Source organism: Alysiella sp. (genome assembly GCF_030525755.1).
Taxonomy (GTDB): domain Bacteria; phylum Pseudomonadota; class Gammaproteobacteria; order Burkholderiales; family Neisseriaceae; genus Simonsiella.
This window is the reverse complement of the sequence record NZ_JAUNEC010000021.1, coordinates 1-22991: the sequence shown is the minus strand read 5'-3', so window position 1 is coordinate 22991 and position 22991 is coordinate 1. Positions and strand designations below refer to the sequence as shown.

General features: G+C 42.8%; 18 protein-coding genes. 12 read left to right on the top strand and 6 right to left on the bottom strand.

Going from position 1 to position 22991, the window contains the following annotated elements; all coding sequences use genetic code 11:
- Nucleotides 1-163 precede the first annotated feature (163 nt).
- The 6 genes from Q4B82_RS05370 (at nucleotide 164) to tssH (ending at nucleotide 7918) form a co-directional block, all read left to right on the top strand.
- Nucleotides 164-646, top strand: a complete 483-nt coding sequence (locus Q4B82_RS05370) for a type VI secretion system tube protein Hcp (protein WP_303065401.1) — start codon at nucleotides 164-166, stop codon at nucleotides 644-646.
- 112 nt (nucleotides 647-758) lie between these two features.
- Nucleotides 759-1583 carry a type VI secretion system accessory protein TagJ gene (locus Q4B82_RS05365; protein ID WP_303065400.1) on the top strand — a complete coding sequence of 275 codons (825 nt, stop codon included), beginning with the start codon at nucleotides 759-761 and terminating at the stop codon, nucleotides 1581-1583.
- A 10-nt stretch (nucleotides 1584-1593) separates the two neighbouring features.
- On the top strand, nucleotides 1594-2094 hold the full coding sequence (gene tssE, locus Q4B82_RS05360) for a type VI secretion system baseplate subunit TssE (RefSeq protein WP_303065399.1): 501 nt from the start codon (nucleotides 1594-1596) through the stop codon (nucleotides 2092-2094).
- A complete protein-coding gene (locus Q4B82_RS05355) occupies nucleotides 2091-4064 on the top strand; it encodes a type VI secretion system baseplate subunit TssF (RefSeq protein ID WP_303065398.1) in 1974 nt (657 codons plus the stop codon). The genes tssE and Q4B82_RS05355 overlap by 4 nt, the downstream gene beginning before the upstream one ends.
- The gene (gene tssG / locus Q4B82_RS05350; RefSeq protein ID WP_303065397.1) at nucleotides 4061-5086 is read left to right on the top strand and encodes a type VI secretion system baseplate subunit TssG; all 1026 of its coding nucleotides are present in this window, start codon (nucleotides 4061-4063) and stop codon (nucleotides 5084-5086) included. The genes Q4B82_RS05355 and tssG overlap by 4 nt, the downstream gene beginning before the upstream one ends.
- 189 nt (nucleotides 5087-5275) lie before the next feature.
- Nucleotides 5276-7918, top strand: coding sequence for a type VI secretion system ATPase TssH (gene tssH, locus Q4B82_RS05345; protein ID WP_303065396.1), 2643 nt, complete (start codon nucleotides 5276-5278; stop codon nucleotides 7916-7918).
- Nucleotides 7919-8222: 304 nt separating this feature from the next.
- Here the strand turns inward: tssH and Q4B82_RS05340 are convergent, their stop codons facing one another.
- Nucleotides 8223-8348: a hypothetical protein gene (locus tag Q4B82_RS05340; RefSeq protein ID WP_303065395.1), complete on the bottom strand. Its 126-nt coding sequence runs from the start codon at nucleotides 8346-8348 to the stop codon at nucleotides 8223-8225.
- A gap of 166 nt (nucleotides 8349-8514) precedes the next feature.
- Here Q4B82_RS05340 and mobF point away from each other — a divergent pair, with 166 nt between their 5' ends.
- Nucleotides 8515-12210: a MobF family relaxase gene (gene mobF / locus Q4B82_RS05335; RefSeq protein WP_303065394.1), complete on the top strand. Its 3696-nt coding sequence runs from the start codon at nucleotides 8515-8517 to the stop codon at nucleotides 12208-12210.
- Between the two features lie 139 nt (nucleotides 12211-12349).
- On the opposite strand, the gene Q4B82_RS05330 is transcribed toward mobF, so the two are convergent.
- Complete coding sequence (locus Q4B82_RS05330) at nucleotides 12350-12706, bottom strand: hypothetical protein (RefSeq protein WP_303065393.1); 357 nt, start codon at nucleotides 12704-12706, stop codon at nucleotides 12350-12352.
- An 878-nt stretch (nucleotides 12707-13584) separates the two neighbouring features.
- Nucleotides 13585-14856: a hypothetical protein gene (locus tag Q4B82_RS05325; RefSeq protein ID WP_303065392.1), complete on the bottom strand. Its 1272-nt coding sequence runs from the start codon at nucleotides 14854-14856 to the stop codon at nucleotides 13585-13587.
- Nucleotides 14857-15182: 326 nt separating this feature from the next.
- On the opposite strand from Q4B82_RS05325, the gene Q4B82_RS05320 reads away from it, so the two are divergent.
- From Q4B82_RS05320 to recX, 4 genes are all read left to right on the top strand, one after another.
- Nucleotides 15183-15314 (top strand): hypothetical protein, encoded by a 132-nt coding sequence (locus tag Q4B82_RS05320; protein ID WP_303065391.1) that lies wholly within the window; start codon nucleotides 15183-15185, stop codon nucleotides 15312-15314.
- A 38-nt stretch (nucleotides 15315-15352) separates the two neighbouring features.
- The gene (gene zapE, locus Q4B82_RS05315) at nucleotides 15353-16483 is read left to right on the top strand and encodes a cell division protein ZapE (RefSeq protein WP_303065390.1); all 1131 of its coding nucleotides are present in this window, start codon (nucleotides 15353-15355) and stop codon (nucleotides 16481-16483) included.
- 65 nt (nucleotides 16484-16548) lie between these two features.
- Complete coding sequence (locus Q4B82_RS05310) at nucleotides 16549-17262, top strand: phosphoglycolate phosphatase (RefSeq protein WP_303065406.1); 714 nt, start codon at nucleotides 16549-16551, stop codon at nucleotides 17260-17262.
- Nucleotides 17263-17289: 27 nt separating this feature from the next.
- Nucleotides 17290-17736 (top strand): recombination regulator RecX, encoded by a 447-nt coding sequence (gene recX, locus Q4B82_RS05305; RefSeq protein ID WP_303065389.1) that lies wholly within the window; start codon nucleotides 17290-17292, stop codon nucleotides 17734-17736.
- A 255-nt stretch (nucleotides 17737-17991) separates the two neighbouring features.
- On the opposite strand, the gene Q4B82_RS05300 is transcribed toward recX, so the two are convergent.
- Both Q4B82_RS05300 and lon read right to left on the bottom strand, forming a co-directional pair.
- Complete coding sequence (locus tag Q4B82_RS05300) at nucleotides 17992-18312, bottom strand: HU family DNA-binding protein (RefSeq protein ID WP_303065388.1); 321 nt, start codon at nucleotides 18310-18312, stop codon at nucleotides 17992-17994.
- A gap of 177 nt (nucleotides 18313-18489) precedes the next feature.
- Nucleotides 18490-20937 (bottom strand): endopeptidase La, encoded by a 2448-nt coding sequence (gene lon, locus Q4B82_RS05295; protein WP_303065387.1) that lies wholly within the window; start codon nucleotides 20935-20937, stop codon nucleotides 18490-18492.
- Nucleotides 20938-21270: 333 nt separating this feature from the next.
- Here lon and nagZ point away from each other — a divergent pair, with 333 nt between their 5' ends.
- The gene (gene nagZ / locus Q4B82_RS05290) at nucleotides 21271-22356 is read left to right on the top strand and encodes a beta-N-acetylhexosaminidase (protein WP_303065386.1); all 1086 of its coding nucleotides are present in this window, start codon (nucleotides 21271-21273) and stop codon (nucleotides 22354-22356) included.
- A 164-nt stretch (nucleotides 22357-22520) separates the two neighbouring features.
- Here nagZ and Q4B82_RS05285 read toward each other — a convergent pair whose 3' ends face one another.
- Nucleotides 22521-22742 carry a hypothetical protein gene (locus Q4B82_RS05285; protein WP_303065385.1) on the bottom strand — a complete coding sequence of 74 codons (222 nt, stop codon included), beginning with the start codon at nucleotides 22740-22742 and terminating at the stop codon, nucleotides 22521-22523.
- Nucleotides 22743-22991: the final 249 nt, after the last annotated feature.

The following is a 22991-nucleotide window of genomic DNA, read 5'->3' as shown; positions in this document are numbered from 1 at the left end:
GTGATTTAGGTTACTGTCACTTTTCAGGTGAACTGTAACTGAAATCAATCGTAAAATGATTTATCATCATTCGACATTTTTAGATCGGTTTCTCTTTCATAACTTTATCAAAGGTATATTTTGTAAGTAGTTTGTTTTTTGATTTCAATCAAGGAGTTTTACTATGGCCATTGATATGTTTATGAAAATTGAAGGTGTAAATGGTGAGTCTAAAGATGCCAATCATAAAGATTGGACCAACATCGAGAGTTTTGATTGGGGTGCGGTGCAACCTGGCGCAATGACAAGTGGCGGTGGCGGTGGTGCTGGAAAAGTCAATTTTAATGATTTGACGGTTATTGCAGCAATTGATAAAGCAGCTCCAACCATTTTGAAAAATTGTGCGACTGGTCAACATTTGGGTAAAGTGGAAGTATCTGTATGTAAAGCAGGTGGAGAGCAAGTTGAGTATTCTCGTACCACTTTGGAAGATGTTTTGGTTACAGCAGTTCAATTTATGGGTGTACAAGGTAATGATACTTTGAAAATCAAATATTCATTCCAAGCAGCCAAAGTTAAAACTCAGTACTGGGAACAAACCGATAAAGGTTCCAAAGGTGCTGAAGTGCAGATGGCATTCAATATCAAAGAAAATAAATCTGCATAATTGCGATTACTGGGTTACGTCCCATCATAATTAAAGCCCAGCTTGGAGAGATGTATCAAAGTTGGGCTTTTTATTGCACCTAATTTTATTTGACACCTGATTAGGAATAAGCATGAATTGGCAACATAAACGAAGAGAAATAACTGAATTAATTCGCCATAAGCCACATGATGCTGATTTAAGAATCACACTGATTCAATGTCTTTGTATGTGTGGTGATTGGTCGCGTGCTTTAAAACAAATTGATCAATTTAAAAAAATTTTCCCTGACCTGAATAATAACTTACTTATTTACTTATTTAATCAAGTGGAGAGTGAATTAAGACGCACAGGTGTCTTTCAAGCCAATCATAAACCTTTAACTTTTCAACAGAATGTGGATTACAATGGTATTTTAGAACAACAACTGTCATTATTGGCCTTATTCCAAGAAAAACAACCCAATCCATCTTTACTGACGGAGATGCATACGGAATTATTAAACAACATACCTGATGCAGCCTGCACAATCCAATATCGTTCAACAGCAACAGAGATTGTTCAAGTGCAAGAAAAATGGCTCATTGATGGTGATGCGCGTATTGCCACTGTTTGTGAATTGTTTGTTAATGGTCAATACTATTGGCAACCATGGTACACATTCAGCCAAATCAGTTTTATCCCACCTCAAAATCAATTGGATGTCATTTGGCGTTCTGCTCAAATTACATTAAAAGATGGTAAAACTTTTCATGCTGTTATACCTGCACGTTATTATTTTGAATATGATGAGCATCATGAAGATGCCTTATTGTCTTCTGTTGCTCAAACCACTTGGACGCAAACCATTTTATCCTCCTGTTTTATGGGACAAGGACAAAAAATGCTTTATGGCGAACAAAATGAATATCCCTATTTGGATATTGAAAATTTAATGTTTTCTTCAATTGTCAATTAAACCATTTGCCATGTCGCACTTTAAAGACCAATTACTGCCTTCTTTATTTGATCGCTTAACTGATGATGAGCCTCGTAAAAATAAAGAAGCAACACGAGACAGAATCATGAATCTGGAACACTATCGCCAAGCGGTATTGCGAGATATTCTGTTTTTATTGAATACAGGCAATTTGCAGTCCCATGGATTGGTTGACAGGCTACCTGAAAATGTTGAATCATCTGTATTGAATTACGGTGTAATTCCTTTTTCAGGGGTCAATTTCTCTGACATAGAATGGGTGCAAGTTGAACAAAATATTAAAAATGCCATTATGCATTTCGAACCGCGATTGGATAAAGAAACGTTGCAAGTTGAAGCCAAAATCAATGAAATGAATGATATGGCACACAATAAATTGGTTATTGAAATTAAAGGGTATTTAAAACTTAATCCCTACTCCCAAGCATTTTTACTGCGTACCCAAATGGACATAGAAACGGGTATGTTTGATTTGGCAGGTCATTCATGAATAGCAAATTTTTATCTTATTACAGTAAAGAACTCAGTTTTTTAAAAGAAATGGGGCAAGAATTCGCCCAAAAATACCCAAAAGTGGGCTCACGTTTAGCATTGAATGCCAGTGACATACCCGATCCTTATATTGAACGTTTACTGGAAGGTGTGGCGTTTTTAACGGCAAGAACACAATTGAAGCTGAATGCCGAGTATCCTCGTTTTGTTCAAAGAATTCTTGAAGTTGTTTATCCTGATTTTTTGACACCCAAACCAACTGCAGCAGTTGTCCGTGTCCAACCCATACAACATTATCATGCTGATACACTCTATCAAATTAACAGGGGTCATGTATTGCGTTCCATGCCCATTGATGAATATCAAATGAGCTGCCCTTTTAGCGTTTGTCAAAATGCAGAAATCACACCGTTATATTTGGAAAAAGCCCAATATACTGATGTTTTGTCTTATTTACCCAATTTAAATCAATTGACTCCAAAGCAAGGAAAACCAATTCAATCTGCCTTACGTTTGGATTTTTCTTTAACTGTACCAACAGCTTGCTCGGATATGTTGCCTGAAAACTTGCGTTTGCATTTGAGTGGTGAACTATCTAAATCCTCTGCTTTACTGTATTTGCTTGCCTTTGCCTGCGAAGCTGTGGTTTGCCATGCTTCCGATAATCCCAAAGCATGGTGCTATCCCTTGTCCAATCAACCAGAGCAACAAGGGTTTTCAGATGATGAAGCTTTGACTTTCCATTTAAATAAAACAGTCAGTGCATTTCGTTTGTTACAAGAATATGCACAGTTGCCTGAGAAATTTTTATTCATTGCTCAAAAAGGCATAAAACAAGCTTTAATGCGTGCTGAACATGAAGGTCATTTGCCCAAACAGGCACAACAAACAGAAGCCATTGTTGATGATAAAGGCAGCAATAAAAAAATCATTACATACCAAAAGCGCCGTTTTAGCCTTTCTTTTTTGTTTAATACAACACAATCTGAATGGATTGGTTTGGTGCAGGCTGCCGATTTTTCGCTCAATGCGCTGACAGTGGTCAATCTCTTCAAACAAAAAGGTGTGCGTTTTCCGATTAATACACAAAATAATGAACACCATGTTGTGATTGATCGCACACAACCCTTAAATTATGAAGTCCATACCATAGAACAACTCAAAGGATTTGATCAACACAATCGCCCTGTTACAACTTTTGTACCCATGTATCATTCCCCTGATACTGGACTTTTCCCAAATACACATCACGATAAAGCCTATTTTTCAGCACGGCGAGAAAATCGATTGCCATCTACAGAAATCAAACGCAGTGGTTTTCGTTCATCGTATTTGGGTAGTGAAGTTTTTGTGTCTTTGGCAACCCCACAAGATTATGCTCTTAATTCAGAAATCCACCATTTAGCGGTAGAAGCATGGTGTACGAGCCGAGATTTGCCGCTTTTGATACCGCGTGAAGGTGTGAGTGATTTCTTGTTAGAAGGTGCCTTACCAATTCAATCCATTAAATTCATTTCCAAACCATCACGCCCTCAAGCTGCACCTGATGAAGACGATAACCTGTGGTCTTTTCTCAATCAATTGGGGCTGAATTATTTGTCATTGTCCACACAAGAAAGACAAACATCGGTTTTGCAACTCAAAAAATTGTTATCGGTTTTTGTGCCTGCGAACGATGATTTTTTACAGAAACAAATTGATGCCATTGTGCAAGTTCGTACTGAATCCATACGAAAGTTGGTTCGTCATCAAGGTGGTGCTGCATCAGTACGTGGCATTAAATTAACGGTCGTTTTGGATGAAATTTTATTGGGTGGCATTCATCCATTTTTATTTGGCAGCCTGTTGAATCATTATTTTAATCGCTTGGTATCCTTAAACGCTTTTGTTCAATTGCAATTGGAAACCATACAACAAGGACAAATTGCTTGTTGGGCAGTGCAGTTGGGTGCAAGGAAATTGATATGAACCATGTGGCAAATGACCCTTCTGCTGTTTGGCATACCCAAGTTAATGCCTCGTTACCACGTTTAAACGAGCAAATTCATCGGTTTGACTATTTTTCTCTGATGCGCCAATTGGAATCGGTGCATCTTGCAGAACATGGAGCCTTCGGTAAATCCAGTAGTCCCAAACAAGAAAAAATCCGCATTGTTCAAGAACCTTTGCTGATATTTCAGTCGCGCCAAATTCAAAGTGTACAGGTTTATCCCCATCACATTGAAATTGCGCTGAATGGTTTTGGTTTATTCGGTACCAATGCACCATTGCCTTTGCATCTCACCGAATACGCCTATGAACGCAAACATCAACATGGCGACAGCACCTGGGTCGGCTTTGCCAATATTTTTCAAAATCGTTTGGCCATTTTGTTTTACCGTGCATGGGCCAATGCCCAAAGTATCATTGCTTTGGATAAAAATGCACATGATGGTTTTGGTGGTTTTGTTGCCTCTCTTAATGGTGTGGATTTTGATGAAACGTGCAGGCTGCCTGAAAAGATTCATCCGTATGCATTGCGTTATTTTTCAGGTATTCTGATGCCACAAAGTCGTTCAGCGCAAAATTTACAAGATTTACTGCATCGTTATTTTGGTATTTCGGTATCCATAGAAAGCAATATTGGACATTGGTTAGACATGCCACAAACTGAACAAACTGCCATCGGTCAGTGTGGTGTATCTTTAGGTGAAGGTGTGTTATTGGGCAGTAAATTGTATGATGTTGCCAGTCGGTTTCGTATTGTTTTGGGACCATTGGATTTATCAGGCTACCGTTCTTTCTTTAAAAAAGAAAACAATGTCAATCGTTTGGCTCAATGGGTTCGTATTTTTGTGGGTGACGAATATGAATGGGAAATTCAACCTATTTTGGCACAAGATGCTGTCCCTGCTTTTCAACTGGGTGGACAAAATCAATTGGGTTTAACCACTTGGTTGGGGCAAGTCAAACACGATGCCGATGATTTAATCATAATACAGAATCATTAGAGATGAATGATAAATGCAGGCTGTATTTATTCAGGCATCCTGCAAATACACAAAGTTTTATCGTCCATTGGAATGGGAAGAACACAACATTGCCCCAGTTTCCCTCTATGCTGGGTAAAAACAGCGGTCGTTGTCGTCTTATCATCATCTTGTTTCAATTTTAAACGACAATATTATTAGGAGAACATTATGCCTGAAATCAGCCGCAGTGTCTTATTTGGTAAACTGAATCAGCAACTTTACAAAGCCTTGGAGAATGCCTATACATTCAGCCGCATGCGAGAAAATAGTTATGTGGAATTGGTTCATTGGTTGCATGCGTTGTTACAAATGGAACAAACCGATGTTTTTGCATTGATGCGCTATTTTAAAATAGATGAAGCCAAATTGCGCCAAGACATTCTTGCTGCCACAGAGCAACTGCCCACTGGCTCAACGGCGGTTGCTGATTTTTCGGAACACATCCAAACTTTAGTGGAACAAGCATGGACATACGCTTCTTTAAAATTCAATGCACAACATATTCGCGGGGCGCATTTATTTTACACTTTATTAAAAAACAATCAGCTCAACCATTTGCTTTTTCAAATTTCATCTGAATGGCGAAAATTGAAAGCCGAAGTTTTGGCTGATGAGATTTTAACCATCACATCCACATCATCAGAAAATGCCCATGCAGTAAACAGCAATATGCTGCCTGAAAATACCAGTCAGCCAAACAAGAGTGCCTTGGCGCAATACGGCAGCAATTTAACCCAAAAAGCCAAAAATGGTGAAATTGACCCGATTACAGGACGTGATGCTCAAATCCGTCAGATTATTGACATTCTCATGCGTCGCCGTCAAAACAATCCCATTTTGACGGGTGAAGCAGGTGTAGGTAAAAGTGCTGTGGTAGAAGCATTTGCTTTACGTTTGGCCGCAGGTGATGTTCCTCCCAGTCTTAAAGATGTACAACTGATTAATTTAGACATCGGATTATTAAAAGCTGGTGCCAGCATGAGTGGCGAATTTGAAGCACGATTGCGTGCCGTTATGGATGAAGTTGAATCCAGTCCTACACCAATTGTGCTGTTTATTGATGAAATTCATACTTTAATCGGTGCAGGTGGTGCAGCAGGAACTGGTGATGCTGCCAATTTGCTTAAACCTGCTTTGGCACGTGGACAACTGCGTACCATAGGTGCAACCACATGGGCAGAATACAAAAAATACTTTGAAAAAGATCCTGCATTAACCCGCCGTTTCCAAGTGGTGCAAATTGATGAACCCAGTGAAGAAGCTGCCATCAATATGTTGCGTGCGTTAATTCCAGCGTTAGAACAACACCATGGTGTAACTGTTTTGGATGAAGCTGTGCAGGCTGCTGTTAAATTGTCGCATCGTTATATTCCTGCTCGTCAGCTGCCCGATAAAGCTGTGGGATTGATGGATACTGCTTGTGCCCGTGTTGCCATTAGCCAGCATACAGCACCAAGTGAAATTGAGTTCATCAACAAGCAAATCATCGCTTTGCAATTGGAACAAAACCATTTAACACGCGAAAGCCAATTTAATTTAGACAACCATGAACGTGCAACACAAATTGCCACCCAATTACAAACACTGAATGACAAATTAACCACTTTACAAAACCAATGGCAGGCTGAAATGCAAACCGTTCAGGCGCTCTTGGCGGTACGACAACGCATTATGCAAACACATGATGCAGGCAGCCTGAATGAAAGTGAACAGCAAGAATTACAAAACCAACAAAAAACCTTATTGCAACAATTGCACGACTTTCAAGTAGAAGGTGCATTGGTGCATGCGTGTGTGGATGAAGCCGCTGTTGCCGATGTGGTTGCCGATTGGACAGGTATCCCTGTGGGCAAAATGCTTAAAGATGAACTGCACGCAGTATTGAAATTAGCAGAAACCTTAAATCAGCGTGTCATTGGACAAAATCATGGTTTACATGCCATTGCCCGTCGCATTCAAACTGCTCGCGCTCGTTTGGACGACCCCAACAAACCGATAGGCGTATTCATGTTGGCAGGTCCATCAGGCGTAGGCAAGACAGAAACTGCCTTGGCATTGGCAGATGCATTATATGGTGGTGAACACAATGTGATTACCATCAACATGAGCGAATACCAAGAAGCCCATACTGTTTCCACGCTCAAAGGCGCACCACCAGGTTATGTCGGATACGGCGAAGGTGGCGTATTAACTGAAGCTGTCCGCCGCAAACCATACAGCGTGGTTTTATTAGACGAAGTAGAAAAAGCCCACCCTGATGTGCATGAAATTTTTTTCCAAGTCTTTGACAAAGGCTGGATGGAAGATGGTGAAGGACGTTACATTGATTTTAAAAACACCATCATCATTTTAACCAGCAATGTTGGCACAGACCTGATGATGAATTTGTGTGAAGACCCTGAGCTGTTACCCACCCCAGAAGCACTGACCCAAGCTTTACGCGAACCCCTGCTTAAAGTCTTTCCTGCGGCATTGCTCGGTCGGATACAAATCGTACCCTATTATCCACTTTCTGATGAAATGCTCGGTCAAATTGTCGCATTGCAACTGAACCGCATCGCCAAACGCATGATGCAAAATCATGGCATCACCATGAATCACACACCTGCCGTATTGCGGTTGATTATTTCACGTTGCACCGAAATTGAATCAGGCGGTCGCATGATTGATGCCATTTTAACCAACACCATCTTGCCCGAAGTCAGCCAAACTTTATTGAGCCGCACTGTGCAAGAACAAAAAATCCACACCGTGAACATTGATGTTGTTGATGGACAATTCGTGTACGCATATTTGCCCGATCCATTTTAAAAATCACAACATCATCGTATTCCTATCGCCATTTATTTCAGGCAGCCTGCACTCAATCCCAATGCAGGCTGCCTGAAATTTTTTGTGTACACATGACAGCCCATCACAGCCAAAATGACATGTTTTGAGAATAGACACAGCATTTTTTTACAACATGCCAATGCCTGTAATGATTGATGAGCAGTGCAAAAAAGTGGAGTTATGTACCGAAACGGAATTTGACTTTTTTGTGCAAAATGCGGACTTGATATGATTGATATATTATCTATACCCATTAAATCATTTAAGTATTCAATATGGTTGGTCAAATACACACTGTTTGGGTATTGTTTTTGATGGGTGTGATAAGCCTATGACAATGCTGTTCAGGCAGCCTGAAATCCATCCGTTGCTTTAAAACCACACCCCCCATTGCCACCAATGGGGTCATTTTTTACTTATCTTGAACCCATCTGAACCACAATGAAACAGGCAAAATAAGTGGTTTTGCTGTGTCTCTCAACCTCATTGCTGCAAACCCCGTCTCAAAGTTGAAATCCCCAATTGCCATGCCGTATGCTTTTGTCATGATAAATCAAAAATCAAGGCAAAATAACATGTTATCCATGGCAAAAGTCAGCATTGCCCAAGCGCAAAATTATTACACTTCACAAAAATCCGCTCATTACGACACCGATGACGGACAGATACTGGGTCATTTCTGGGGCAAAGGTGCCCAATTGTTGTTTGCCCAACATGGTGGGTTAAAGCAACACGGCAAGCTGATTTTTGATGCCCAAAATGCAAATAGGCACAACAGTTTGTTCACGGCTTTATTGCGTGCGCAAATGCCTGTGTTTGATGAACATGGCAACATCATGGATTATTTGCCCAATCGTGCTTATCGCAAAGTGGGTGCTTATGATTTGACCACCTCTGCACCCAAATCGGTTTCGGTGTTGTTTGGTTTATTGGCGGCAATGGGTACGCCACAAGCACGGCAAATGGCAGCCTCCATCAAACAAGCGGTGCGCCGCGCCAACAATCAGGTTATGGCAAGGGTGCAGCAACTGGCAGAGAACAACATCAAAATCAAGGGCAAAACCGAACATCATCCAACACAAAATCTCATCTTTGCCCAATTTTTGCATGACGATACGCGCGAAACGCAGATGGGACACATTGACCCACAGTTGCACATTCACAATGTGTTGATGAATGCCTGTGTGGAAGTGGACGAAACAGGCAAAATGGGCTTACGCAGCATGGATAATCGGCAAATCATGCGTTATCAGCGTGCATTGGGGCAGGCATACAATCTGGCACTGAATGCCGAACTGGAAAAACTGGGATTTACCACTTATCGCGTTGAAAAAGGTGGCATTGCGGCATTTGAAGTGCTGATTATGCCCAATCAACAACAGCAAGCTGCCTTATTGGCTTTGTTCAGTGGACGCAGTGGTGAAATTGAAAAACGCTACCAAGCGGTTAAAACGCTGCCTGCAAACCAAAACAAAAGCGCAGCGCAACTTAAAAACGAAATCAACACCCAATACCGCAAAGCCAAAAAGGTCAAACCCAATCGTGCCATGTGGCTGCAAAGCTTATCCCAGCGTTATGCGGCTCACTTTGGGGTGCAGCCTGCACCTCAATTGCAAGCGGTGTTGAATGGTGCAAACAACAAATTGCACCCCAGTTTCTTGCAGCAAATCAAAGCCAAGTTCAACGCAAAAGCCAAACACGAACAAGCCATTCAAAATGAAATGGTTGCCAAACACAAAATTGAACAATACCTGTTGACTCAATTGCAGCAATCCATCGCCATGAATCAAGCCTTGTCCCATCCCAATTTAATGGTGTCCATTTTAAAAGCAGGCTTTACTTGGGATATTGCCACAACCATGCTCACCACATTTTTGACGCAGCATTGCGTCGCATGCGGTAAAAATCATTACCTTGCCAAACAGGTGGCGCACAAAAAAAGGACGTTGCAACAGCAAATCCAACAACGCACAGAACAACGCCTTGCCCACAGTTTGCTGCCTGAAAACCAAAGCCTGATGTCATTGGATTGCATCAGGCAGACGCATTGCACCATGGCACAACTGGCATGGCTGGATGCCATTGTACATGGCACCGAGAAACTGCTCTGGTTGCCAGTTGATGAGGCAGAAAAAAACCATGTGATTAAACAGGTCAAAGCCATTGCCGCTTCATATGCGGCGCAACATTGGCAAGTGCTGGTTTTGACTTTGACTGAACAGAACACACAAGCAGTGCAGGCAGCCACAGGCATGGCAGCACAAACGCTCAATCATTTCTTCATCCAATGGCAAGCAGCGAGCCAACCCAGCAGCGAAACATGGACCTTATTGATGATGCCTGACGCATCCATGTTGCGTACCGATGATGTTGCCCAATTATTGACCTACCTTGAACACCATCCCAAAACCCGAGCAATATTGATGCATGATGTCAATGCATGCCAATCGGCAGGACAGAAAAAGGGTTGGCAATGGCAAAATGGCGGCATAGCCCATGCTTTCAGGCAGCCTCATCGTCCAAGCACCTCGTTCAATGGCGGCAAATGGCACAACACCTTGCACGAAATTGCTGATTTAACCGAAATGGTGGCACACATTGCCCAACAATATGTGCAGCACAAACAGCAAGGTGATGAAGTCATGGTTTTGACCCACAACCATCAAGTGCGCCAAACGCTCAATCAACAAATACGCGCTCAATTGTTTCAGGCAGCCTCTGAAACCACGCTGTCCCAACACATACCCGTGCTGCCTGAAAAACTGCTGACCATGTTGCGTGATGGTGTAAAGGTGTATGTGGCAAGCAAAGGCAAGCCCATACCGATTGCCCACTTTGATGCCACACAACACACCCTGACCATCAAAGGTAAAACCCATCAATTGGACGATCATTTCTTGCAAACCCATTCATTTTTGACCATCCAACCCGTTGGCATTTGTGTCGGTGAACACATCATCTTTACCCACAACATGACACTCAATCAAAAAGACCCTACCACAGGCAAGCGCAAACGCAAAACCATCCGCAGTGGGGTACAAGCCACGGTATTACAAATCCATGACAATGGCGATGCGTTGATGCAAATGGGCAAAGAAACCCTTGCTTTCAATTTACAGGAATACGGCTATTGGGATTATGCCTATGCGATTGCCGATGGGCTTTTGCCTGCCAGCTCTTGCGACCACGTTTATGTGCTTGCCGACCCCAAACACAGCACTTGCGATGGCTTTTATGCACAAGCCTCCCGTGCCAAATACAGTTTACAGGTTTACACCACCCATTTAACGCAACTGAAAATCCGCTTAACCGCCGACCTTGTCCATGAAACAACAAGCCCATTTGACCATTTCAGTGCAACACAAATCCAGCAAATACAAAGCTACACCGAATGGCAACAGCGATGGGCCGATTACCAAAATGCCAAAAGCGAAGGCAGATTGAATTACCTGTTTGATGTCATTGCCCAAACCCCAGCCACATCTGCCAGCAGCAGTTTGCAAATGGCGATGCAACACGAAAACCATCAAAGTGCATTAACCTTATTACAAGCATCGGAGCAGCACTTCATAAAATTAATCACAGAAGAAGCCAAGCATTATTTGCACCAAGCCAGCAGCCTGAAACAGCGTTATGCCAATACCGCAGCAAACATGGCAAACCGCATCACAACAATGCAGCACAACATCCATGCGACTTTAACGCAAATGCCCAGCACCCCACCATTTGCCCCTTTGCGCCAAGCATTGAGCGCAACATTAACCACATGGCACAACAGGCAGCCTGCAAAGCAATTGCACCATTATCAACAATTATTTCAAAGCCCCACTTTTAACCCATTTCATACAAGCATCAACAAGCGTGCGTCCGAACTCAATCAAATGGATGATTTATGTGCACACATGCAAAGTGAATGCGATAAAGCCCAATCCGTTATAGAACAAGTGAAACGCAAAATGGCTTGGGACCAAGAATGGATTGCCATCAATGGCTACCTGAAGCGTATGCAGGCAGCCATTGAGTGTGCCGATGCCGAGCAAATCACGCAACTGAATGCAGAGGTAATGAAATACGAAAACAACGTATATGCATCAGGTGTATTGCAGCTTGCCGATGCGACAGCCGAACAACGCTTTGAAACACAAATGGACTTTTTGAAAAAGCAATTGCATGCCGCACAAACACGGTTTGTGCCAGAACCCATAACCTATGTTCCTGCCATCAGCCACCACATGAATGGGTATGATGATGCTGATTTTGCGCCGTTCTAGGGAGAAATGCACAGCTTTAAGGCAAAAAAATGTGCATCAGATTGAATATCTGATGCACATTTCAGTTTGGGTGTTAGTGGCTGTTTTAATGCATAAATGGGTTATTTCAATCCCAAATCCATCACAAAATGAATGGTCATCATTCCTGTGCTGGTTTAACGATTGCCGCAATTTCTGGGTCGTGCAGCAATTTGGACAAGGCTACCACCAATTGTACCAAACTGTTCACTTTCAGCATAAAAGCCTTTTCCTCTCGGACATAACTGTCGGTTTCATACATGGTTCTGACATGTCGGGCCAAACTCTGTGCCGCCACATGCAAATTCGGTTGTGTGTCATGCCAAAATACCACCAGTTCAGATAAGGGTGGTTTGCTTTGCAATGCTTCTTTATCGGCAAAAAAAGACACCTGTTTTTTACCTTCTGCCACTTGTTTGGCACGATAAGCCGCCTGGCGTTGTTGATTGCTTAATTTCGGTTTGGTTGAATTGTTCATGTTTCTGTACCTTTCTGCATCTTTGCTGTATGTGATCACTTAAACCCGTCACAAAATAAGCCAAACTGGTAACAAAAGCACATAAACTGGTAACATCATCGCGCATCCATAAACGGTATTTTGTTACGGGTGCAACCCATTTTGTTACCTGTTCAGCTGATTTTGTTACGGATAACGTGTTACCTGTTTCGGCACAAATGTGAAGGGTTACACAGAAAAATGATACGCAACGCCAACCTGGCTTGTCCACTTTTTGGCGCGTATTTTGATGGATTGCAAGATTGAAGTACAAAGGTGGTAACTTGTCTGCATACTGGATTTCAACTCAATGAGAATGGCACAAAATGGCAGGTTCGTAATGTGTGAGGGCTTACAAGAAAAACAGGCATAGGCCTGTTTTTCTTATCGCAGCGCGCTCATCGCGCTGCATTTTTGGGGTCTTGAGGGCACTCGCCCCCAAGTGGGTGAAGCGCATCAGCGCGAGGGCAAAGCCCTTTCATTTCAGACCCAGCGAGCATAGGCGAGCTGGTCATCGGGTTTTTGTGCCGCACAGCGGCGCAAGGGCAAGGTAACCAAAAACAACACAATATGAAATTCACGGTATTGACAGAAACAAGGACAAACAGCGACATAACCGAGCCATTCACAAACAAAAAATCAACCCGCAAACATCAGGTTGATTGATGGGAAGCCAAACAATGTGTGAAGCTTTCTGCAAAGACCGTGTTGATGATTTTTCGCTGCAAAACACTTCCAATTATAGCTGCATAATACATCATTAATCCATGATTTTTCAATTGTTTTTACATGGTTTATCATTTGTCATTTTCAGGCTACCTGAAAACATCCATTTGGCATTTCAGGCAGCCTGCAAGTTTTTATCCTTGTTCTTGTACAAAAGCCCAAATCTTACTCAATGCCGCCATCTTCTCCGCCAAGTAATCATAGTCATTGTAATGCCGTGATTGAATCCCCGTAATGCCATGGCTTTGCAAATGACCACGAATCTCTTGGCTGATGCCCATGCTTGCCAACAAAGTTTCCATGCCTGAGCGCACGCGTTTCAGTTGAAAATCCACAATCGCATCGCCAACACATGCCTTTGCCCAATTACTCAATGTATTGGCCGTTATTGGACACACATCATCGGTACTGAATGCCAATGCACAATCCTGATTGCGATTAAGGGCTGCCTGCAAATCCTTCAAACAATGCAGGGGCAACGGTACAATGTGTTTGCGGATGCCTTGACTTGGGCGACCTTTGCCATCGTAAATGATGCAATATTCATCATGAATGTCTGCCTTCTTTAAGCGCAACAATTGGCTAATTCTTTGCCCACCTGTGAGAAAATGAAAACGCAATAAAGCACATTTGGGATTGTCCTCTTGAATGGATTGCCAGTAGCGCAATAAATCCAATTTACTCAATGGGTGTTTAGCCGAGCGATTTTGTTTTTGGTCGGGTAAGGTGTCTGCCGCAGGATTGTGGCGAATGTGAAAAGCCAAAAAAGCAGCAGGTAAAGCAGGATTGATTTTGGCTTGTTTGGCCAACTCAAATGCCGCTCGCAAATAAGCACGCAGTTTATTACCCGTCCTACCTTTGCCTGCCTGAAACACTTCGCGCATCATCATGGCCACATCTTCGGGTTCAATCTGATTGGCGGATTGATTTGCCAAGGCTGGAAATTTGTTCAACACATGATTTTTGAAAATGGATTGTGCATCGCGCCATGATGGGCGTTCTTGTTCTTGTAAATAAGCCACATAAACATTGAGCAAATGGGCCAAAGTACCTTGACTGCGTTGGATAGCGTCATGGTGTGCCATTTTTTGGGCTACCATTTTTTGTTTTTCAATTTCACGATAGCCACCAATAACCAAATTTGCTTGATGGATTGTGGCGATGGTTTCGGCTTTTTTAATTGCAGCGGCAATGGAATAACCCTGTGTCCCTGCTTCCAAACTTTTGGGTGGTCGTCTGCTGTCATAAAAACCAATATTAACCCGTTGCGTTTGATGTCCAACCGAACCGCGCCATGAGAACATGATTTGACCTGCTTTATTTTTACGGGCTTCCAAACAACCCAATGGCATGATTTTTTGAATGCGAACCCGTTTGCCTGTGTCAAGTGAATTAAGGTTAATCATAATTGAAATGTCTCCTAAATAAATGGATAATCCGAAACTGGAAAACAACAGCCGTGTACGTTTGATGTACGCATTTTGGCTGTATGAACATGAACATTATGATACGGTTGCGAACTGGGAAAATCAAATAAAAATCAGTTAAAACAAAATGATGAGTTCGATTTTGAACGAAGAGAAACCAGTTTAAACAGGGCTGGATAATGAGGGAAATTCATAAATGGCGGATTTTATATCCGCCCTTTTTCCAATTTTATTGATATAGTCGTAGAAAGAAAAAACAATACAGGCGTAAGGTGTAACTTGTTGCATCATTTTGCTTATCCAACATGATTTTGGTGCAACAAGTTTTCCCCTACATCGCCTCCCTTACTGTATTGTATTTGAAACAACTACACAAAGGTTTCAGGCTGCCTGAAACACATTTATCCACTATAATCCTGATTATCCAGACAACCTGAATTTCGTGATGACCAACAACACAATCAAAAATCATCTTATGAACACTGAAACCAAATTTACGCCCCCGCCTTTTGCCAACCACAGCCCCAAAACGTGGTATCAAGCTGCATCGCAGCAACCCGCTTTCATCAAAGATTCAGCCCAAGCTCGGGCAATTGAACATTTAGACCGCTTATGGGACGAACTAATGATGTTCAAACGCAAACGCAACCGCTTTTTGGGACGCAGTTTGCGTTCACCACAAGTGCCAACGGGTTTGTATTTTTATGGTGGTGTAGGACGTGGCAAAAGTTTTTTGATGGATGCTTTTTTTGGCTGCTTGCCTTACACACGCAAACGCCGCGTACATTTTCATGCCTTTATGGCAGAAATCCACAAACGCATGCGCGATAAACGCAGCGAAGCCGACCCTTTAAAAGCCGTTGCTACCGACATCGCTCAAGAAACACGAGTGCTGTGTTTTGATGAGTTTCATGTCAGCGACATTGCCGATGCCATGATTTTAGGGCGTTTATTGGAAAACCTGTTTGAACACGGTGTGGTTTTGGTTGCCACGTCCAATTACGCCCCATCGGAACTTTATCCACAAGGACAAAATCGCAGCAGCTTTCTGCCTACCATTAAACTGATTGAGCAAAGGCTTACGGTATTGAATGTAGATGGTGGCGAAGACTACCGCATGCGTATGCTCACACCTGCTGATGTGTTTTTTGTTCCCAATAATGCCGACAATGAAGCCAAACTGGCTGTCTTGTTCCATAAATTAGCAGGAAACGACACAAAGCTGCCTGAAAACATGATCATTCACGAACGTGAACTCAAATGCAAGGCACGCACCAATCGCGTAATTTGGTTTGATTTTCGCACTTTATGTTTTGGTACGCGCTCACAAGCCGATTATTTGTGGCTGGCAGAACATTACACCCATGTTTTGATTTCGGGCGTGGAAAAAATGTCGCCCAATGAAAAAAATGAAGCGCGGCGTTTGACTTTGTTGGCAGACGTTTTCTACGATTATCGCGTAAAACTGTGTTTAACCGCACAAGTGCCGATGGACAAACTCTATACCGAAGGCGATTTTGCCCACGAATTTGTACGTACCGTAAGCCGTTTGGTGGAAATGCAATCAGAAGATTATTTAACCTTGCCTCATTTGAAATTGAAATAATTTCAGGCTGCCTGAAACAAAGTTCAGCCAAGCCCAAACCATTTACCAACACAGGATAAGCTATGATAAACATACAGCACGTTCAAGCTATTGCCTTTGATTTAGACGGTACACTGGTGGACTCCATTCCCGATTTAGCCGCTTCTGCCAACGCCATGCGCATAGAAATGGGCATGAGTGAGTTACCACTCAAAACCGTACAAAGTTATGTTGGCGATGGCATCGGTGTATTGGTGCATCGTACTTTAACTTCCAATCGGCACGGTCAAGCAGATACCACTTTATGGGAACTGGCGTTTCCTATTTTTGCCCGCCATTATGCTGCCAATATTGCTAATGCCACACGTCCCTATCCCGAAACCGAAGCAGGTTTACAATTACTAAAAACCTTGGGCATTCCTTTGGCGGTGATTACCAATAAAAGTGAAATATTGGCGGTTAAGCTTTTAAAAGATTTGAATTTAGACCATTATTTCAGTTTGATTGTTGGTGGTGACACACTGCCTGAACGCAAGCCCCACCCCGAACCTTTACGCTATGCTGCCGAAGTATTGGGCGTATCAACCCAAAATATGTTAATGGTAGGTGATTCAGAAAACGACATTTTGGCAGCCAAAGCCGCCGCTTGCCCCAGTGTTGGCGTTACTTTTGGTTACGGCGACATGATTACCCTATCCCAAAACCCAACCACACGCCCCGACTGGCTGATTGGGAAGCTGCCTGAAATCTACGAACATTTGCATGCACAGCGTGTACAAACCAAACAAGATGAAGCATAACCCCTATTTTCAGGCAGCCTTAATCCCATGAAATTTGAAAAATCCTTGAAAGTTCGTGCAGTAGATTTACTGTCGCGCCGTGAATACAGCCGTTGGGAACTCAAACGCAAACTCGCACCTTACGCAGAAACCGAAGATGAAATTGACCGTGTCTTAAACGAATTGCATGAGCAAAAATGGCAATCCGATGAACGTTTCGCCGAAACCTTCATCAACAGCAAAAGCCCAAAACACGGTAAATTGCGTTTGCAACAAGAATTACTCGCCAAAGGCGTAGACCGCCAAACTGCCGCACAATTCATGCCCGATACCGAACAAGAAATTGCCAATGCCCGTAAAGTTTTACACAAAAAATTCAGGCAGCCCGCACAGGATTTGCAAGAAAAACAAAAGCAAATTCGTTTTTTACTCTATCGCGGTTTCAACATGGATACTGTACAAAAAGTATTAAAAATGGATTGGGACGATGTGTAAAATTTGGGTTAGTGGATATTGACAATTTGGGTGCGGAGTTAGTTTCTCAGGCAAAATTACCAAATTTAAGGGAAAGCGAAGCGAACTTGCGTAGCTAAAACAACCACGAAACGAATTGTCAATATCTCCCAATAATCGTTTAAAATGAACTTACACACCCATAATCAACCATATTTTGAGCTGCCTGAAAAACAATATTTGAGACATTTGAAAAAAGAAACGAACCCCATGGGTTCGTTTCTTTTTTCAAAACAATTATTTTTTGCCTTTTTTGGCAACTGCTTTTGTAGCAGGTTTTTCAACAGGCAACAATGCATCTTTCAATGCCTTACCAGGTTTAAATTTAGGTACTTTTGCAGCTGGAATGGTAATGGCTTCTTTGGTGCGTGGATTCAAACCTTGACGTTCTGCACGTTCGCCAACAACAAATGAACCAAAACCAACCAAAGTGATGTCTCCACCATTTTGCAAGGTTTCTTTAACCACAGCAGTAAAGGCATCTAATGCTTTACCTGAATCAGTTTTACTCAAACCTGATTTTTCAGCAATCGCATCAATCAATTCAGACTTATTCATGTTTGTCCCTTTCATATTAGAGATGGGTAAAAATTGCGAAATGTTGCATCGTTTTAAAATACGAATGAATTTATATCAATTCTCAAATAACGGTGTCAAGCATAAACCAACAAGCAGCTTGTATTTTTACTGCATTACAAACCACTCGTTAATTTATGCAACATTTTTTCCACAAACTTAATGTTTGGCTGTTTGTCTTCTTGATTTTGTTTTAGTAACGGTTTGTGTTGGATTTTCAGGCAGCATTTCCACTGCGGAATACGGCTGTGGCTGATACTGCAAACCGTGTGCGAACACCTCATCAATCCATTGCACCGCGTGAATGGTCAAGCCATCTTTCACGTTTTGCGGAATTTCCTCCAAATCTTTCACATTGTCTTTGGGGATTAAAACGTGTTTGATGCCACCGCGCAATGCCGCCAACAGTTTTTCTTTCAAACCGCCAATCGGCAACACTTCGCCACGCAAAGTGATTTCGCCCGTCATCGCCACATCAGCGCGAACAGGAATGCCCGTCAAAGCCGACACCATAGCCAAAGTCATGGCAATGCCCGCGCTTGGGCCATCTTTTGGCGTTGCGCCTTCGGGAACGTGAACGTGCATGTCGTTTTTCTCGTAAAAATCGGGTGCAATGCCCAAACTTTCCGCGCGTGAACGCACCACCGACCAAGCCGCCGTAATGGATTCCTGCATCACATCACCCAATTTGCCTGTGCGGACAATATTGCCCTTGCCTTTGAGTGCAACTGCTTCAATCGTCAGCAATTCGCCGCCCACTTCCGTCCATGCCAAGCCTGTTACTTGACCCACACGGTTTTCGCCAGCCGTTACGCCATAATCAAAACGGCGTACGCCCAAAAATTCGCCCAAATTTTGCTCATCAACGTGCAAAGTTGGCGATTTTTTGCGTGATTTCGTGGTTTTGGGGCTGCCTGAAAGCTCATTTTGAATCACGGCTTTGCGGCAAATTTTGGCGATTTCACGGTCAAGCGAACGCACACCCGCTTCGCGCGTGTAGTAGCGCACAATATCGCGCACGGCAGATTCATCAATGGTCAATTCGCCTTCTTTTACGCCATTGCGTTGCATTTGTTTGGGCACCAAATATTGCATGGCGATGTTGATTTTCTCATCTTCCGTGTAACCCGACAGGCGGATAATCTCCATGCGGTCAAGCAGCGCAGGTGGAATATTGAAACTGTTGGAAGTCGCAATAAACATCACTTCGCTCAAATCAAAATCCACTTCAACAAAATGGTCGGCAAAAGCGGTATTTTGTTCAGGGTCAAGCACTTCCAACAAGGCAGCAGCAGGGTCGCCACGGAAATCGTTGCCCAATTTATCAATCTCGTCCAACAAGAAAAGCGGATTTTTCACGCCAGCCTTAACCATATTCTGCATGATTTTACCTGGCATGGAACCGATGTAGGTGCGGCGATGTCCGCGAATTTCACTTTCGTCTTTCACGCCACCCAAAGCCATGCGAATGTATTTGCGTCCTGTGGCTTTGGCGATGGATTCGCCCAAGGAAGTTTTGCCCACACCTGGGGGGCCTACGAGACACAAAATCGGGCTTTTGAGTTTATCGGTGCGTTTTTGCACGGCTAAATATTCCAAAATGCGCTCTTTGACTTTTTCCAAGCCGTAGTGGTCTTCGTTCAGCACCAAATCGGCTTTGGTTAAATCTTTGGAAATGCGTGTTTTTTTCTTCCAAGGCAACTCAATCAGCGTTTCAATGTAATTGCGAACCACGGTGGCTTCGGACGACATGGGCGGCATCAATTTGAGTTTACGCAATTCAGACAGGGCTTTTTCTTCGCCTTCTTTGCTCATGCCTGCATTTTTGATTTCTTGCTCCAAACGCAGGATTTCGCCTTTTTCGTCTTCTTCGCCCAATTCTTTTTGAATGACTTTGATTTGTTCATTCAAATAGTAATCGCGTTGATTTTTTTCCATTTGGCGTTTGACTTTGCCGCGAATGCGTTTTTCAAGCTGGGCAATTTCCAATTCGCTTTCAATTTGGGCGAGCAAATATTCCATGCGCTCATTGATATCAGTTAAATCCAATATGGTTTGCCGTTGCGCCAATTTCAATGGCAAATGAGCGGCAATGCTATCTGACAAACGACCATTTTCATCAATTTCATGAATACCTTGCAAAACTTCATGAGGGATTTTTTTGTTGGTTTTGGCATATTGGTCAAATTGAGACAACAACGTACGGCGCAGTGCATCAATATTGGCATGACTGCCTGAAACATCTTCTAAAGTTTCTGTTATGCTTTCAAAATAATTACCATTGTCGGATACAGATAAAGCCCGAGCACGTTGAATACCTTCCACCAAAACTTTAACTGTACCATCAGGCAATTTTAAAACCTGCAAGATGCGAGCAATAGTTCCTATTTCGTGTAACTTATTTACATCAGGTTCTTCATCATTACCATTTTGTTGCGCCAAAAGAAAAACAGCACCATCATTTTCAAGTGCTTGATTTAGTGCATAAACTGATTTTTGTCGTCCAACAAACAAAGGTAAAACCATATGTGGATAAACAACCATATCGCGTAAAGGCAAAGTAGGCAGCGTTGTATTAGACTGATTCTTGGATTTTTTTCTTGCCATGATGTTTCTTTCGGTCTATCAAATTTTAAGTAGCTTACAAATGGGGGGAAAGTTAGATAATTTCAAGTGGCATAGCTTGAAAGTAAATTGAATTATCAAAACAATCCATTTTTCAGCCAATATTGTAACCCAATGACATTCAATTTGATTATAATTATTGACATTTTCAGGCAGCATTCTAAATTTCATAAATATTATGGCTACCTGAAAAAATGTACAAATGTCATTATAAATAATATTCTGGAATATGCTCTTTTTATTTTCACGCCGCACATTGTTGAAATGCTTGATGGTTATAAGGCATTGAGCGTGTGCCATTCCATAAGGAAAACCATGTATCCCAAATACTTACCACGCGGCGCAATCATGGCAGATGTGGTCGCTTGCACCTTGTCCGAAGCCGACAAACAACGCTTACTTGACCCGAACATTGGCGGTGTGATTTTGTTTCGCCGCAATTTTGAAAATGTGGCACAACTGAAAAAATTATGCCAAGAAATCAAATTACTAAGAAACCCTGAACTCATCATCGCCGTAGACCACGAAGGTGGACGCGTCCAACGTTTCATCAATGGCTTCACACGGCTTCCTGCCATGCGCGTTTTGGGAGAAATGTGGGACACAGATGGCGCAGAACTCGCCCAATCCGTTGCTGAACAAGTCGGTTGGGTACTGGCAACCGAATTGGCAGCCTGTGGTGTGGATTTGTCGTTTGCGCCCGTACTGGATTTAGATTGGAGGCAATGCGCCGTGATTGGCAACCGCAGTTTTCACAGGCAGCCTGAAACCGTGATTGCGCTGGCTTTAGCGCTGCAGCGTGGTTTGAATCGCGGCGGCATGAAATCGTGCGGCAAACATTTTCCTGGACACGGCTTTGTATCGGGCGACAGTCATTTGGTTTTGCCTGCGGACAATCGTTCATTATCTGAATTAAAACAAGAAGATATACTGCCATTTGCGGCTTTGGCAAAACAAGGCATGGCCGCGGTTATGCCTGCTCACATTGTTTACACACAAGTTGATGATAAAACGGCTGGTTTTTCAAGCATTTGGCTCAAACAGATTTTGCGTGATGAATTACAATTTGACGGCGTGATTTTTTCCGATGATTTAACGATGGAAGGCGCAGGCAGCGTAGGTGGCATTCGTGAACGCGCCGCCGCCGCACTGGAAGCAGGTTGCGACATCGTGTTGGTATGCAATCGCCCCGATTTAGTGGATGAATTACGCCATGATTTCAAATACCCAGTAAACGAAAATTTGGCAAAACGTTGGCAAAATATGGTTTGCGTGATTTCGCCCGAAGCCGCCGAAAAAATCATGCAAACGCCCGAATTTCAGGCAGCGCAAGCCTTGTGTATGTGTTTGTCCACGCCCAAAGATGTGCAAAATGGTGTGAAAGTGGGCGAGGCGTTTTAATCAAGTCAAAAAAGCGTGTAATTATGTGATCCCACGCGCGAAAACCCAGTCGACCTAACCAAGATACCCCCTAAAATTCTTTCACTCTGTGAAGCAGCTTTGCAAAAACAAAACAGCAAAAGCGACATTGCCGCCGTTTTTGCTGTTTTTTTGATTGATCCAATCTAACCCAACAACTTTTTCAAAGTAAACGCAGGTTCAAATATTGCCAATGTTTCATCTTGTACTTTGGGCTGAATGCTTTGCCAATCGCGCAAATACTGCTGAAATAACCGCAAACCCAACGGTGCAAGTTCACGTTGCCACAAGGTTTGTGCTGTATCATCAGGTTGGATATGACACCAATCTTGCAACAAAATTGCCCCTGTATCTGCGCTATCGTCCATTTACTATAATACAGCGTAGCACCTGTGATTTTCTCGCTCATGTGAACCGCCCAGCGCACCGCATCACATCCACGATGTCTTGGCAACAATGATGGGGGTAGCCAACTGCTCCCAGTCTTACCGTTTTGTGGTGCGCTTGGCTAATAAATATAGTTAATTAAAATAAAAGCCACTCACTAATACATCCATAAAACTGCCCATTTCAGGCAGCACTTTTCGCAGATGTTTTTGAATATTCGCCCACGCTTT